12 protein-coding genes are annotated in these 15,022 nt (G+C 40.1%); 10 read left to right on the forward strand and 2 right to left on the reverse strand.

The window, feature by feature from the left end; translation table 11 throughout:
• Positions 1 to 408: 408 nt before the first annotated feature.
• Positions 409 to 1,452, forward strand: a complete 1,044-nt coding sequence (locus NST02_RS03905) for a glycosyltransferase family 4 protein (RefSeq protein WP_340948103.1) — start codon at positions 409 to 411, stop codon at positions 1,450 to 1,452.
• A 534-nt stretch (positions 1,453 to 1,986) separates the two neighbouring features.
• Here the strand turns inward: NST02_RS03905 and NST02_RS03910 are convergent.
• Complete coding sequence (locus NST02_RS03910) at positions 1,987 to 2,976, reverse strand: LCP family protein (RefSeq protein WP_340948105.1); 990 nt, start codon at positions 2,974 to 2,976, stop codon at positions 1,987 to 1,989.
• Positions 2,977 to 3,157: 181 nt separating this feature from the next.
• Positions 3,158 to 3,793 (reverse strand): YigZ family protein, encoded by a 636-nt coding sequence (locus NST02_RS03915; RefSeq protein WP_340948107.1) that lies wholly within the window; start codon positions 3,791 to 3,793, stop codon positions 3,158 to 3,160.
• A gap of 653 nt (positions 3,794 to 4,446) precedes the next feature.
• Here NST02_RS03915 and NST02_RS03920 point away from each other — a divergent pair.
• The 9 genes from NST02_RS03920 (at position 4,447) to NST02_RS03960 (ending at position 15,003) form a co-directional block, all read left to right on the forward strand.
• Entirely contained in the window at positions 4,447 to 5,586 is a 1,140-nt protein-coding gene (locus NST02_RS03920; RefSeq protein WP_137743521.1) for a sensor histidine kinase, read from the forward strand.
• A 31-nt stretch (positions 5,587 to 5,617) separates the two neighbouring features.
• Positions 5,618 to 6,304, forward strand: a complete 687-nt coding sequence (locus NST02_RS03925) for a response regulator (protein WP_095311905.1) — start codon at positions 5,618 to 5,620, stop codon at positions 6,302 to 6,304.
• Positions 6,305 to 6,725: 421 nt separating this feature from the next.
• On the forward strand, positions 6,726 to 6,860 hold the full coding sequence (gene sda, locus NST02_RS03930; RefSeq protein WP_095311898.1) for a sporulation histidine kinase inhibitor Sda: 135 nt from the start codon (positions 6,726 to 6,728) through the stop codon (positions 6,858 to 6,860).
• 311 nt (positions 6,861 to 7,171) lie between these two features.
• Complete coding sequence (locus NST02_RS03935) at positions 7,172 to 8,011, forward strand: DegV family protein (protein ID WP_137743522.1); 840 nt, start codon at positions 7,172 to 7,174, stop codon at positions 8,009 to 8,011.
• Between the two features lie 273 nt (positions 8,012 to 8,284).
• The gene (locus tag NST02_RS03940; protein ID WP_340948109.1) at positions 8,285 to 9,784 is read left to right on the forward strand and encodes a DEAD/DEAH box helicase; all 1,500 of its coding nucleotides are present in this window, start codon (positions 8,285 to 8,287) and stop codon (positions 9,782 to 9,784) included.
• Entirely contained in the window at positions 9,777 to 10,484 is a 708-nt protein-coding gene (locus tag NST02_RS03945; RefSeq protein WP_340948111.1) for a ComF family protein, read from the forward strand. Before NST02_RS03940 ends, NST02_RS03945 begins: the two co-directional genes overlap by 8 nt.
• A 285-nt stretch (positions 10,485 to 10,769) precedes the next feature.
• Positions 10,770 to 11,189: a TIGR03826 family flagellar region protein gene (locus NST02_RS03950; RefSeq protein WP_137743525.1), complete on the forward strand. Its 420-nt coding sequence runs from the start codon at positions 10,770 to 10,772 to the stop codon at positions 11,187 to 11,189.
• Between the two features lie 146 nt (positions 11,190 to 11,335).
• Entirely contained in the window at positions 11,336 to 14,704 is a 3,369-nt protein-coding gene (locus tag NST02_RS03955) for a hypothetical protein (protein ID WP_340948114.1), read from the forward strand.
• Positions 14,704 to 15,003 carry an EscU/YscU/HrcU family type III secretion system export apparatus switch protein gene (locus NST02_RS03960; protein WP_340949986.1) on the forward strand — a complete coding sequence of 100 codons (300 nt, stop codon included), beginning with the start codon at positions 14,704 to 14,706 and terminating at the stop codon, positions 15,001 to 15,003. Before NST02_RS03955 ends, NST02_RS03960 begins: the two co-directional genes overlap by 1 nt.
• Positions 15,004 to 15,022 lie beyond the last annotated feature (19 nt).

Consider the following 15,022-nt stretch of genomic DNA (forward strand, 5'->3'; position numbering starts at 1 on the left):
TTTACGCTCCTTCGTAGTCAATGGGTTTTTCATTATTTGTGGAGTAGTTGGCGAATGATCTGACTTCTGGAAAAATGTAAACTATCCACAACTATTAATCTTATCAAATTAATAGTTGTATTACTACTTAGTTTGTCAAACTAACAATAATTGCAACTTTTTTTGGCGATTTACGTCTAAATAAATGGGGAAAAAATGCGAGTGATCAGAGTTTGGGGTACATACAATTCTTTACATCTATTAAAAATGTCTGGAAAAAATCTTGAGTAAACATTATAATATTGAAATTGAAGCGTATGTAAAAAGTGAATTTACTAAAAATCATGAACCATTTTTAGTCTGGAAAGCACGAACTTGTTGATTTAAAAAATAATTCATTGGTTATGCTAATGGTTGAGGAGGTACTTCATGTTATACCTTACCTTGTTAATATGTTTTATTACTTCGATAATTATAACACCGATTATTAAAAAATTCGCCTTGAAAATTGGCGCAGTTGACAAGCCTAACAATCGAAAAGTTCATCAAAAAATTATGCCTCGTCTCGGAGGTTTAGCGATATATATCACGTTTATTCTGGGAATTGTGATTTTGCGTCCACAGGATGAATATGCGATTCCGATTATTTTAGGAAGTATCATTATTATCATCACAGGCATGCTAGATGATTTGTTCGAACTATCGGCTAAAGTGAAATTAATTGGTCAGTTACTTGCAGCCCTAACGGTTGTTCTTGGTGGGGTCAGTGTCGAATTCATCAACCTGCCATTCGGGGGGAAACTAGAATTTGGACTTTTGAGTATCCCTCTTACAATTATTTGGATTGTTGGAATCACCAATGCCATTAATTTAATCGACGGCTTAGACGGTTTAGCAGCCGGTGTATCCTCCATCGCCTTAATCACGATCTCAGGGATGGCGATTTTAAAAGGGGATCCTTTCGTTGTTGCTGTCGGTTTGATTTTATTATTTAGCACATTAGGCTTTCTATTCTATAATTTTCATCCGGCAAAGATTTTTATGGGGGATACGGGAGCCTTATTTCTCGGTTACATGATTGCTGTCCTGTCTTTATTAGGATTTAAAAATGTCACGATGATTTCATTGATTATTCCAGTCATCATTCTGGGAGTGCCGATTTCGGATACATTCTTTGCGATTATTAGACGTTTTGTCAATAAACAGCCTTTATCAGCGCCCGACAAATCCCATTTGCACCATTGCTTACTAAGATTAGGATATTCTCATCGCCAAACGGTGCTCATCATTTATGCAATGGCCGCGATGTTTGGTCTTGCCGCAGTTATTTTTTCGCAAGCAACCATGTGGGGTGCGTTAGTCGTTATCGCTGTCTTGGTTTTGGTCATTGAAGTCTTTGTGGAAAAGATTGGTCTTGTCAATCATCATTATAAGCCGTTATTAAAAATGGTTAGTCAGAAGAAAAGCGAATAAATGTCAAGAAGCCTTGAATCTTATGATTCGAGGTTTTTTTGTAGTCATAAGTCAATTGATATGTTAAAATCCGAAATAAATTTCTAAATTTTCAAAAAAGAGGGAAATTTCATGTATCAAATGATGGATAGTTGCATTTTTATTGGCAGGTGCTTTCAATAAAAAACGATTGAAGCGAAAGGTGAGGGAGAATATTGGAAGGCGCAGCTCATATAGGAGCTGACCGATTCGAACCTCTATGAGCATGGAGGAATTGAATACATTGGAGACGAGTCGCTAACCTATGTAGCCTATTCTGTAATGGTCGCTAATCAGCCGAGAAGGGGGAATTCTCCCCTCGGGGAAATCAAAGGACAGAAAGCTTTGAACAAATCATCCGTCATCCAAAGATGAAGCAGTGAGTTTGTTGGGACATTTCTACATGGAGATGGAGTGGCACATAAGTAAAAGGGGGTATACAGAGAGAATGGATTTACAAGTGGTATCTAACGTTATAAAGGGTGTTCTAGCAGCTAGAACACCCTTTAACCTAAATTAATTTTGCGCAATATCCGGTCGTCCCAAATGGGTCTTTAAAATCCTTTTCGAGTCATCTAAAGAGAGTTCATCCAATTGATAGTAATAAATTCCATCAATATAATCGTCTTCACCATCAAGGTTTAGGGTATCGATATCTAGCTTTGTGCCGGCTAGAGCATAGTCGATAAAGGCATTCATGTCTTTAAATGTTAAATCCGTTGCTAAATTTTCTCCCACTGCTTCGATAATGTCAGCGTATTTTGTAATTCCTTGCACTGACACAGCTTTATTAACAATCGCTTTAATAATTTCCTGCTGTCTTTTTCCACGTTCAATGTCGTTATCTTTTTTCCGCGTTCTTGCCAATGCAAGCGCCTCTTCACCGTCCAATTCCTGGAATCCAGGTTCAAGATGGATCGCATTTCTTCTATCCTTCGAGTCCATTTCATTTATCGTATAGGGTACTTCAACGTCGATGCCGCCTAATGCGTCAACAACATCAATAAAAGCATTAAAGTTCATTTTGACATAATAATCGATCGGGATGTCAAATAATTTCTCAACTGTCTCTATCGTAGCGGCAGGTCCCCCGAAGGCATGGGCGTGGGCAATCTTGTCTTCGTACCCTACCTCTGGAATGTAAACATATGAATCACGAGGGATGCTGACGAGCTTGACCGACTTTGCCTTTTCATTAAAGGTGGCCAGCATTAAAGCATCTGATCTTGAGCCGCTATTATAGTTTCGAGTGTCGCTATCGTCTACCCCAATAATGAGAATAGAGGTGTTTTCAACCTTTGGGTCAACTTTGCTGCCGGAGGCCTCAGAGCGCTCAATTGGTTGGTAGGAATCATTCATGACGGAGTGTGCCTTGCTGAATAGGAAAGCGCCGTAACTAGTTGCCCCTAATATCAGAACTAATATAGGAGTTAATACCCATAGTGCAACCCTCCTGCGTTTCTTTTTCTTTTTAATAGCTTTATAGCTTTGTCTATTGACAGACATATTTACTCTCCTTAAGTATGATTATTGTTAGTTTATTCTATTTTTCATTGGACTAAATTACTATACATTTAAATTTTATTTTACATTTTTTTTCGCATTCCGTAAAATACATTTTAAAAAATCAGTTTTTGTGGATAGTCTAATAGGGAAAATTTTTATTTCTATACTTAATGAAAGCATCCTATTCTTTCAGCTCTTCTAAATACAATCTTTCACCTTCACGAACTTTACATTGGCCGTTCGTTAGCTCCACCATCCATGCTTTAAAAGCGTCTGTTTGGCTTTCTTCGACATATGTTTCAATTTCTACTGCATCAAGGTAATGGATTTCTTTCACGTTATAAATGGACGATCTGAGCTCATTTTCAAGCTTGCCAAGCCAAGTGTAGTCGATATTTGTATGCATCACTTTCATGAGCTTTCGTTCCACGATTCCGGTTGCGTTAATTCCTTCAGATGTAGCTTTTCCGTATGCGCGAATAAGACCGCCTGCTCCGAGCTTAATCCCGCCAAAATATCGGGTCACGACAACAACGGTATCCTTTAGCTTCCTCTTTTTTAGTACTTCCAAAATGGGTACGCCAGCGGTTCCGCTAGGTTCTCCGTCATCATTTGCTTTCTGAATTTCATCATGCTCTCCAATTAAGTATGCTGAACAGTTATGAGTAGCATTCCAATGTTCTTTTTTAATCGTTTGAATAAACTCCTGTGCTTCTTCTTCGGTTTCAGCTCTTGAAACATGAGCGATAAATCGGGATTTATCGATAATCATTTCATTTTCCCCATACCCTTTAACGGTTAAATAGCTTGGGAGCATAAGACCACTCCTTATCTGGTTTGTATTGGAGTCTAAAACTGCATTTTCATTTTGATAATGGGTCGGTATTGCGGTTCCGATTCGTTTTCTCGCGGGACTTTTTAGCCTAACTGGTGTGTGAAATGGAGGTTTCACACGAAAAGAGGCTAAACCTGTCAAATCAACCATATGGTTTAACAAAGCTTATCATAAAAATTCGACATTTCTATTATAATTCGACAAGAGCCTCAGTTTCAAATTAACATCACTCTGTAACGAAACTTTAACAGTCCTGTCTTTTTGTCATGTTATAATGAAAAGAAATGAAAAAGATATTTTAGAATAACATTAATTACGGTTCTTGCTTAATGGGTCATAAGAACCTATCGGGAATGAGTCAAATGTCCTGTCTATTAATTCCTATTCTCCTTCTTTTTAACGATTTTTTAAAGGTTTTCGAACATTTTCAAGTTAGAAAGATAGTAACTTTTAACAATTCAAGGTAAAATATTGTAAAATGATTGATGAGTTGCTTTGTTTTTCTAATTGAAAAATGGATGGTATGTCTTTGCTTTATGAAAGAAACCAACACGATGAATGGATAAAGACATAGAATATTTGAAAAAATTTTTAAAAATGTAAAGGGTTTTTGCTTCACTTGGAGGAATTAGTAGATGATTAAAAAATTTGATACAAAAACTCTTGATATGATTTTGGACAAGATGGTGGAAACCGTAGGTGATAGCAAAAATGAAATTTTTCGCATTGGCGAACAATGTAGAAGTGATTATGAATCATTAGTTGATGAATTAAAAGATGTGCGAAGAATGGTTGGCCAAATCATTGAAGAGGGAGATCAATTAGAAATCAAATCACGAGCAGCGAGAAAACATCTTTCGGAAGTGAGCATGCATTTTAAGGATTTCACTGAGGCTCAAGTAAGGGAAGCTTATGAGAAGGCCCATCAAATTCATATGGATCTAACCTTAAATCGACAGACGGAGAAGCAGCTTCGTGATCGAAGAGATGATATTGAAAGACGACTTGTCGGTCTGACGCGAACGATTGAACGAGCGGAGCATCTTGTTTCTCAAATAACCGTCGTGATGAATTATTTGATGAGTGATTTAAAACAGGTTGGCGAGGCGCTTCAGGATGCGAAACTGAAACAGGATTTTGGCTTGAAAATTATTGAGGCTCAGGAAGAAGAGCGGAAGAGACTTTCTCGTGAAATTCATGATGGACCTGCGCAAATGATGGCAAACGTCATGATGCGCTCTGATCTAATTGAAAGAATTTACAAGGAATACGGTGCCACTGAAGCACTTGCCGAAGTGAAAAATCTCAAGACCATGGTCAGAAATGCCTTATATGAGGTACGCCGTATCATTTACGACTTACGTCCAATGGCTCTTGACGATTTAGGTTTAGTTCCTACCCTCAAAAAATATTTACAGACGATCGAAGAGTATCATAGTACAACATCGATTTCTTATAAAAATGTGGGGGAAGAAAAAAGGCTGCCGACCAAATACGAGGTGGCACTATTTCGCCTTGTACAAGAGTCTGTGCAAAACGTCCTAAAGCATGCAAATGCAAAGGAAATTAAAGTTAAGCTAGAGATGGCTCAAGAACAGATAACTGTTTTAGTAAAGGATAATGGACAAGGTTTTAATATAGATGAAAGAAAGGATGAGTCCTTTGGAATTATCGGGATGAGGGAAAGAGTAGAGCTTTTAGGAGGAAAACTCTCGATTAATTCAAAAATAGGCAAAGGGACTACTGTTCTCATCAAGGTTCCATTACCAAAATAAGAGAGAGAAATCATTTGGGGAGGCGACACGCATGACTACGAAGATTATCATTATAGATGACCATCAATTATTTAGAGAAGGCGTTAAAAGAATACTTGATTTTGAAAAAACATTTGAGGTTGTAGCAGAGGGAGATGACGGTACTGAGGCCATTTCCTTGGTAGAAGAGCATCAGCCTGATGTAGTCCTTATGGATATTAATATGCCAACAATTAATGGTGTGGAAGCAACACGTCAATTAGTTGAAAGATACCCGTCAACAAAAGTGATCATTTTATCAATTCACGATGATGAAAGTTATGTGCAGCACGCATTAAAAACGGGGGCAACCGGATATTTACTTAAGGAAATGGATGCAGACGCTCTGATTGAAGCGGTAAAGGTAGTCGCAGATGGCGGTTCCTATCTCCATCCAAAGGTTACTCACAATCTTGTCAAAGAATACCGCCGCCTAGCGGTAGAGGCAGCAGGAGTAAGCAGCGGCTATCTCCAACAGGTTGAGATTCGTCGACCGCTCCATCTGCTGACGCGTCGTGAGTGCGAGGTTCTTCAGCTTCTAGCAGACGGAAAAAGCAACCGCGGAATTGGCGAAGCACTATTTATAAGTGAAAAAACAGTTAAAAACCACGTAAGTAATATCCTGCAAAAAATGAATGTTAACGATCGAACTCAAGCTGTTGTGGAAGCAATCAAAAACGGCTGGGTTGAAGTAAGATAAACCATATATTCATGAAAAAACGCCGACGAAACGGCGTTTTTTTATTTTATGTTAAATTCTCTCCTTATCCAAAGTGAATGGAGTAGCTATACAATGGCAAAGGGAGATAAAAGTGCCCTAGCCCCTGGTGATACCTTAGTTTGACACGATTTTCAGTTATGTTGAAAAGTCCTGTGAGAAAAATCGTTTTTTCTCCCCGCTTCATGGAGTCAAAGATTAACATCGGCAAACAAAAAATTCGAGATTACTAAGCTGAAATTAGGTCAATGAACTTCAATTTTCAGCCTATTTATGTTAAGAAAATGAAAAATCACGATAAATTAATGAACAAATTGTTAAATAATGGTGTTATCAGTTTACATGTTCGATTAAAATAGGTGATAATGGGATATAGGACACAAGACTAAAGGAGGATTCTAGCATGACTTCTTTACGAATACTCTCAGATTATCAATTAAAAATGGTTTTCTACAAAGCAATCGAGAAAAATTTAGAGAAGGATTTTATCGAACTACTAAATATTGAATTAAAAAACAGGGGAATAGAGATAAGCTAATAGCGGGCTTTTTGTCTTTCCTCGTAAAGGGATTATTTAAATTAATGCAATTTCATTCGTTTTCATATAAAATGGATACTAAACGTATAGTAAGAAGCAGGTTCTTTTTCTACTAGATAATTGTTTTTACCTCCTAATCCCATCCAGAAGTGTGCGGGCCGTTTAAGCTTCGTAGAGTTCAAAACAAATTCGGCTTATCAGCTTAACATTTCCATACTGTGTTTTTCTCAAAAAAGTAAATTAGGAAGTAGCTTTACAACTATCTATGCGAAAAAGCCTGGGACAAAATGAATAAGGATGGTATCCCATTTATGAAAACGGCAGTTGTAACGGATAGTACTGCGTACATCCCGAAGGAATTGCGCGAACAGCTAAATATCCATATGATTCCCTTGAGTGTAAATTTCGGAAACGAAACGTATAAAGAAGAGATTGAGATTCAAACAGATGACTTTTATGAAGAAGTAAAAACAAAAGAACTTCCTACAACATCCCAGCCTGCGATCGGGGAATTTGTTACGCTATTTGAACAGCTGGCAAAGGACTACGATACTGTGATAAGCATTCATCTTTCCAGCGGAATTAGTGGAACATTCCAAGGAGCAGTATCGGCAGGAGAAATGGTAGAAGGAATTGATGTCCATGCTTTTGATTCTGAAATCAGTTGCATGGTTCAAGGTTTCTACGTCATTGAAGCTGCTGAAATGGCCAAAGCTGGTAAAAGCTATAAGGAAATCCTCGCACGGCTAGAGGAAATGAAACAATCAATCCGCGCTTATTTTATGGTTGATGATCTTAGCCATTTACAGCGTGGGGGACGTCTTTCAAGCGCTCAGGCGATCATTGGCAGCTTGTTGCAGGTTAAACCGCTTCTGCATTTTGAAAATAAGTTGATCGTCCCATTCGAAAAGATTCGTACTCGGAAGCGAGCGATGAAGCGAATGGTCGAACTTCTTGAAGAAGATGCGAAAAGTGGAGCTGAATACAAAGCAGTCATCATCCACGCTAAACGTGAGGATGAGGCAAATGAATGGAAGGCCGAACTAGAAGCGAAGCTACCAAATGTTGAGTTCTTTCTCAGTTATTTTGGACCGGTCATTGGTACTCATCTTGGCGAAGGTTCGATGGGACTCGGCTGGGTGAAAAAATAAGCAAGTCAACTGCAAGTGATCAATTGTTTGAACAAACGCCATTCATATGAATATTGAATGGCGTTTGCTATTTATAGGCAAGCGCGAGTGTGGTGCATTTGTGAAATATAGTTCGTTTGTTTGAATTCCGGAAAAACTGACAATAATTCCGGAAAAAACAGAAGTAATTCCGGAAAAACTGATAATAATTCCGGAAAAATTGCAATTAATTCCGGAAAACTACCATTAAATCCGGAAAACAGCCAAATCAATCCAATATAGAGAGGTGTTTTCATGCGATTTGCCATTCTTGACAAAAAGCTTGTTCCAGAGCCATTGCTTTCAGAACCTCAAACCACGCAAACGATCGCCAAACTAGGCGAAATTCCCCAACCTTCTCGAAACCTGCATTTTCAGTATTGTCATGACGTACGAAAAAGACTCATTGGAAAACAACTACTCCTTGATGAAATCCCCCATACTTTAGACGAAATCCATCAGCATTATGAACAGGGATATATTACTTTGCGAAAAGGAATTGTTTTTGAAAAAGGAACTCCTCGCTGTCAGAGGTGTGGAAATCAAGAATCCCATTTATTTGCCAGCTTTCCATGCTCAAGATGTCGGGAGCTGTGCACTTATTGTCGGAAATGCATTATGATGGGCAGAGTCAGTACGTGTACACCTCTCTATAGCTGGAGTGACTCTGAGTGTCAAAGCGCGAGGGAAACTGCCAACTTGGTTTGGAATGGAACGCTTTCGTTCGGACAGCAAGTTGCCTCAGACGAAGTGGTGAAAGCCAGTTCTACAAATGATGACCTATTAGTTTGGGCCGTTTGTGGATCAGGAAAAACTGAGCTGCTGTTTGAAGGGATTCGCTATGCATTATCGCTTCAGAAAAGAGTTTGTATCGCAACCCCACGCACCGATGTCGTTCAGGAATTAACCCCGCGCCTTCAGGCGGTATTTCCCCAGATAGATGTTGCCTCTTTATATGCAGGCTCACCAGACCGCCACAAATATTCCCCCTTAACGATTTCAACCACTCATCAGCTTTTTCGTTTTTATCAGGCTTTTGATGTTGTCATTGTGGATGAAGTAGACGCATTTCCCTATTCGATGGATGAAACTTTACAATATGCCGTCCAAAATGCTCGAAAAGAAAGGTCCTCAATGATTTATCTCTCTGCAACTCCCAATCAACAATGGCAAAAGGATTGTCGTCAAGGAAAAAGGAATTTTGTGACAATTCCGGCCCGTTATCATCGTAAGCCTTTACCAGTTCCAGAACTTAAGTGGTGCGGGAATTGGGACAAGAAGCTGAAGCAGAATAAGCTTCCGCCCAATGTAATGAAATGGTTAAAAATTCGTTTAGATATGGAAAAACAGGCTCTCTTTTTTATTCCGAAAATTGAGTTAATCCCAAAGCTTTTGGCGATTTTACAGAAGCTTGATTCGCGAATTGAGGCAGTGCATGCGGCAGATCCTGAGCGCAAAGCAAAGGTTCAATCTATGCGGCAAAAAGACATTCCCATTCTCGTCACCACGACAATTTTAGAAAGGGGGGTGACTTTTCCCAATCTGGATGTAGCTGTTCTCGGTTCAGAGGAGCAAATTTTCACAGCTAGTGCTCTCGTACAAATTGCCGGACGTGTTGGGAGGAGTGCACAATATCCTACTGGCAATATAACTTTTTTTCATTTTGGACGTACAGAAGCGATGCTTCAAGCAAGAAAGCAGATTCAAAATATGAATGCGGAAGCGGCAAAGAAAGGGATGATCGACATTGAGTGAATATTGCCTTTTTTGTCATGAAGAATTGATTGAGCATATTAGCTGGTCAACCTTTTTTTCGAAAAGAGAAGAGGAATTAGTTTGCCCCTCTTGTCAGGAGCAATTGGAGGAAATAACGGGGAAAAGATGTGATATCTGCAGCCGCCCTTTAGAGAGAATAGATGCTCAATATGTAGTGGGCACTCGTTGTTCCGACTGTGTTCGCTGGGAGAGCGATTCAGAATGGCAGGGATATTTAGCAGGAAATCTCTCCATCTATTTATATAATGATTTCTTAAAGGAAATCATTAGTCAGTATAAATTCCGGGGCGATTATCTATTAGCTAAAGTGTTTGCTCAAAAGCTTAAAACCTCCATTCGTATGCTGCACGCTGATTATCTTGTTCCGATTCCATTGAGCACAGAGCGCCAATTCGAGCGCGGTTTTAATCAAGCAGAAGCCCTCCTGCGCGAAGCCGGCCTCCATTCAACCCATTTACTGCAAAGAACCCATGGTGAAAAGCAATCGAAAAAGTCGCGTGAAGACAGGATTCACCTCCCGCAAATTTTTCAGCTAACTGATTCGTTCGTGATAAGTGGCAAACGGATTCTCCTCATCGACGACATTTACACGACCGGCTCAACATTAAGGCATGCTGCGAAGCTCCTTAGGAAGGCAGGAGCGGACTATGTGTTTGCACTGACCTTGGCCCGGAGTTAGAGTTGCTCTTTGTTGCGAAAGAGCGATATATTTTGATAAGGACCGATAAAATGAAACAAAGACCGATATATTTTGATAAGGACCGATAAAATGAAACAAAGACCGATATATTTCATTTAAGACCGATATCGCCCACAAAAGCAGAGAAATTTTAGTCGAGAACAAGCAGCTCAGTGCCAGTATTCGACGATTTCCATCAAATGTCTCTAATTTTTCATATTCTTCCACAGATCTTCACGCTATAATGGTAGCAAAAGGATGTAAACTTTTTAGGGGGAGCAAAAAATGGATCAATTAGCGAACTGTCCAAAATGCGGAGAAATCTTTGTTAAAAATAAATTTCGTGATATTTGCCAAGCTTGCTGGCAGGAGGAAGAAGCGGCATATGAAAAGGTGTATCAGTTTATTCGTAAACGAGAAAATCGCATGGCCACGATGCATCAGGTTGAAGAAGGCACAGGGGTGGAAGAAGCGCTAATTCTCAAATTCATCAAAACAGGGCGTTTAAAACTGGCACAATTTCCGAATCTTGGCTACCCATGTGACAGATGTGGGAAATTGATTCAAAAAGGCAAGCTTTGTAACGCGTGCACAGAGACATTGAAAAAAGAACTGGATCTTCATAATATGGAAGAAGAACGTAAAAAAGAATTAGAAAAACGAGAAAAACAAATAACTTATTTTACTTTAGATGAAAAGAAATGAGAATCCGTATGCTGATGCATGCGGGTTTTTTGATCTGTAAAAAGCTAGCCACTCAAAAAAATAGTAGTGTAAACAAAACATTCCAATTAATATGTTTGCAACTTAACCGATATTAGAATTAGAAGTTTGTACGGGGAGTGGCATAAATGCAAATCACCAATCAAGGGCTGACTAATACAGCAAGTATAGATCTTTCATTTGATGTTAAAAAAGATGAAATTTACTCTGCACAAATTAAACAACGAATTTCAGATAAAGAAGCTGTTCTGCAAATAAGAGGGAAGGAATTTGTCGCTGAATTTGAAGGGAAGGTACCAGCTGGAGAGCGAGCAACGGTTCAAGTCACCAGTCATCAAGAAGATAAGCTGAATGTGAAGGCGATTCAAAGTGAGGCATCTAAATCATCGAACTTGAAGGCACCAGAACTTTCTGCAGTATTGCAAAAGGTAGGATTAACTTCAAAGGATGCCCCGGAGTTAAGAGAAGCAGCGAGATTATTGTTAGATAAGGGATATCCGCTATCAAAAGAAGTAGTTTCTGAGCTGAAGACCTTTTTTGAAAAAGGGCAAGGCTCGTTTGAAACAAAAAGTGATACAGTCAGAGCACTAGTGAATAAGGGCTTGGAGGTTACTCAAACGCATCTCCGATCTATCCATGAAGCGCTGCACGGAAAGCCATTAAATGAAGTGCTGACAAATCTGGCAAAGGAACTGAATCTTGATACTTCTGGTAAAAGAGAACAGGCTGTTTTTTCCAATGTGAAAGAAGGAGCCATAACAGCTAAGGCAGCAGAGAGCGTGGTCAAAGCCCCTCTTTCCAACGAAAAAGCCTATAATCAAACAGCAGTTCGAGAGATTGTCAGCCAAATTCGCTCTATTTTAGAAAAAGAGGCAGATCCGCAAAAAGCAATTCAGGCTGTAAAAACGGTGATTGCCAATAACGCAAAAATAGATAGAGAAGTGGTTAATGAGATTAACAAGGTCATTTCAGATGCGGAAAAACTCCAATCTATCGGCAAGGATCGTTTAGTTCAGACTTTAAATCGTTCTGAAGCCGAAATGGTCGCTCCAAAAGCGGTTGCAGTGGATAATAGGGCTGAACAAAGCCGACCTGTTACAAATGCAAGTTTAAGTGATGTTGTTAGAGAGCTGCGAAATCAAGTCAGCTCCAATCCGAATTTGCAAAAATCAATTGAAAAAGTTCAAACGGAATTGTTAAACAATCGCAATCTTTCGGCAGATGCTGCTGGAAAAATTGCCAAAGCAATTACGGAGGCTACAGTGTTAATGCAGCAGGGGCGGATTACGACAGGGAAGGAAGTGCTCAGCTCCGCATTGGCAAGCGTGGAACATGACGCCATTGACTTAAAACCTTCTGAAGTCATTCGCCAAGCACGAGAATCGGTGCAACAGGAACCGCGCCTGCAAAAAACGATTGAGCAAGTGCGCGAACAGGTGGTCCAAAATCCGAAGATCGATCGTGAAATAGCGCAAAAGATCGAACGGGCCTTGCAGGAAGCGAGTCAGCTGCAAAGAGCAGGTCAGGAATCGGCGGGAAGAGAACGAATCGTTCAGGCGCTCAGCAGTGCTGAAGCAGAAACGGCAGCAAGAGAAACGCAGCGAAATGAGGCACCGGCACCGGTAAGGCAAGGTTCACAGGAAACTGTGCAACCAGATTCCCGCCGCATGGAATCACAGCTCAACCATTCTTCTAATGCAAAAACGGTGCAGACACAGCAAGGGGCCGCTTCTCAAACCGTTGAATTAAAGGAAACGATTAAGCAAGTACGTGAGCAGCTTCAAGCGGGTCAAGATGTAAAAAAGGTCCTTCAGGAACAGGTGCTAAAATCTCCAAGCATTGATCCGGATATTGCCAGAAATATCGAAAAGGCGTTGAATCAAGCAGACCAGCTTAGCGAGGCGGGGCGTGAACGGTTAACGAAGCTATTGCTGCAATTAGAGGCAAATGCTTTAAAGTCGCAGCCGCAAACCGCTCAAGCTGGCCAGCAAGCAAATCAGAATATTCAACAAACTGAATCGCAGAGCGGTGGAGAAATGAAGCCCGTGCTAATACCGAAGCTGCCAAGCGAAACCGTGCAGCAGGCTTTAAAGCAATTCCACAATGAACCGGATGTGGACAAGGCTTTGAATCTAGTCAGAAAAGAAATATCTAGCAATCCAAATATAGATGTCAAAAATATCGCAAAAATTGAAGAGGCGCTAGAACGGGCACAACAATTGAATGATCGAGGGCGGGAAATTGCCTCAAGGCAGCATGTAGCCAATGAATTAACCCAAATCCAGAAGTCCCTTTCTCTGTCAGAACCGAAAGTGGATCCAACGCAAGGGATGAACAGCCAATATGACGTCAATGAGCTCCTTCAATCCATGCAAGTTCAATCTAAAGATATTTTAGTTACAAGGGTTACACAAAAGCTCGCCGAAGCGACGCATGAATTCAGGGAATTAAAAAGAGAGATTACGAGAAATTTGGATAGTGTCCAGCGCACGATTGACACTTTTAAAGGAAGTGCACAGCCGCAAGCGAGCAAAATGCTGGAGACTGCTATTAGCAAACTGGATAATGCGATTTTAAAAAGCGATTTAATGTTATTTACGGACATGAAAACAGAAAGGCAGCTTTTGCAGGCAAGCTCCCAATTAGCTGATGCGAAAAAACTTTTGGCAAAAGGCAATTTCTCTGAAGCTTCGAAAATTGTCGGACAAGTGAAAGAATTGATTGATAAATTAAATTTCAAGCCTTCAGAACAAAAGATCATGCATTTTGTCAGCAAGGAAAGCCTTGCGATGGACAATCGCCATGCCCCTTTAGAGGCAGGAGCAAGAGGCTTCTCTTTACAGGAGCCGTCAGGAAGGCAAATGTTCGAAATGGTTCGCTCGCTTGGGCTAAACCATGATAGTGATTTAGCAAACTCGCTTGTGTTTAAAAATGGCGAGCACAACCAGCAGGAGCAGCAAAATAATATGAAGGCTGCTTTAATGAAACTTCAGCAAGAAGAAGCTAACCCTCGTGTGGCCCAGCAAGCGGAACAAGCACTGAACAATTTGACAGGCCAGCAGTTATTAAGTAAGGCAGATTCGCCTGGTACGATGCAAAACATGCTCTTTAACCTGCCGTTGCTGCTTGGAGGAAAGCCGGAAAACTTACAGGTCTTTGTCAACTCTAAAAACGAAGGCCAGCAGGTCGATTGGGAAAACTGCAATCTCTATTTCCTTATCGAAACGAAGAAGCTAGGTGATGTCGGAATCATGCTTTCGGCGACCGAACGGAATTTAACGATTACGATTAAAAATGATAAACCAGGTTTTAAAGAAAAAATGGAGCCGTTAGCGAATATGGCAAAGGATAAGCTAAATGAAATTGGCTATAACGTCAATGCCCTTCATTTCACGAGAATGACACCGATTAAAACTCAAAGTCAACCTGATCAAACGATTGAACAAAAACCGCAAAAACCTATTTTTACAGAGAAGGGAATGGATTTTAGAATATGATGGTATCGTCTGCTTTCTATAATCAAAAAAGACGCAAAGAAATGAATGGCCCTTCTGCTGCTGTTATTAAATATGACGAAGGTTCTAATCAGGCGCCGACCGTTGTCGCACAAGGAAAAGGGCAGGTTGCGCAGCAAATTATTGAACTGGCCAAAAGGAATAATGTTCATATGCAAGAGGATTCAACATTAGTGGCCAATTTATTGGATATGGACTTGGGGGACAATGTTCCCCCGCAATTATATTCAGTCATGGCGGAAATTTTACTTTTAATCGAGGAAATGGAAAAAAATTATTAAACACTTTTCGACTTTTTCC

It is taken from the genome of Robertmurraya sp. FSL W8-0741, assembly GCF_038004005.1.
GTDB classification, from domain to species: Bacteria; Bacillota; Bacilli; order Bacillales; family Cytobacillaceae; genus Robertmurraya; species Robertmurraya siralis.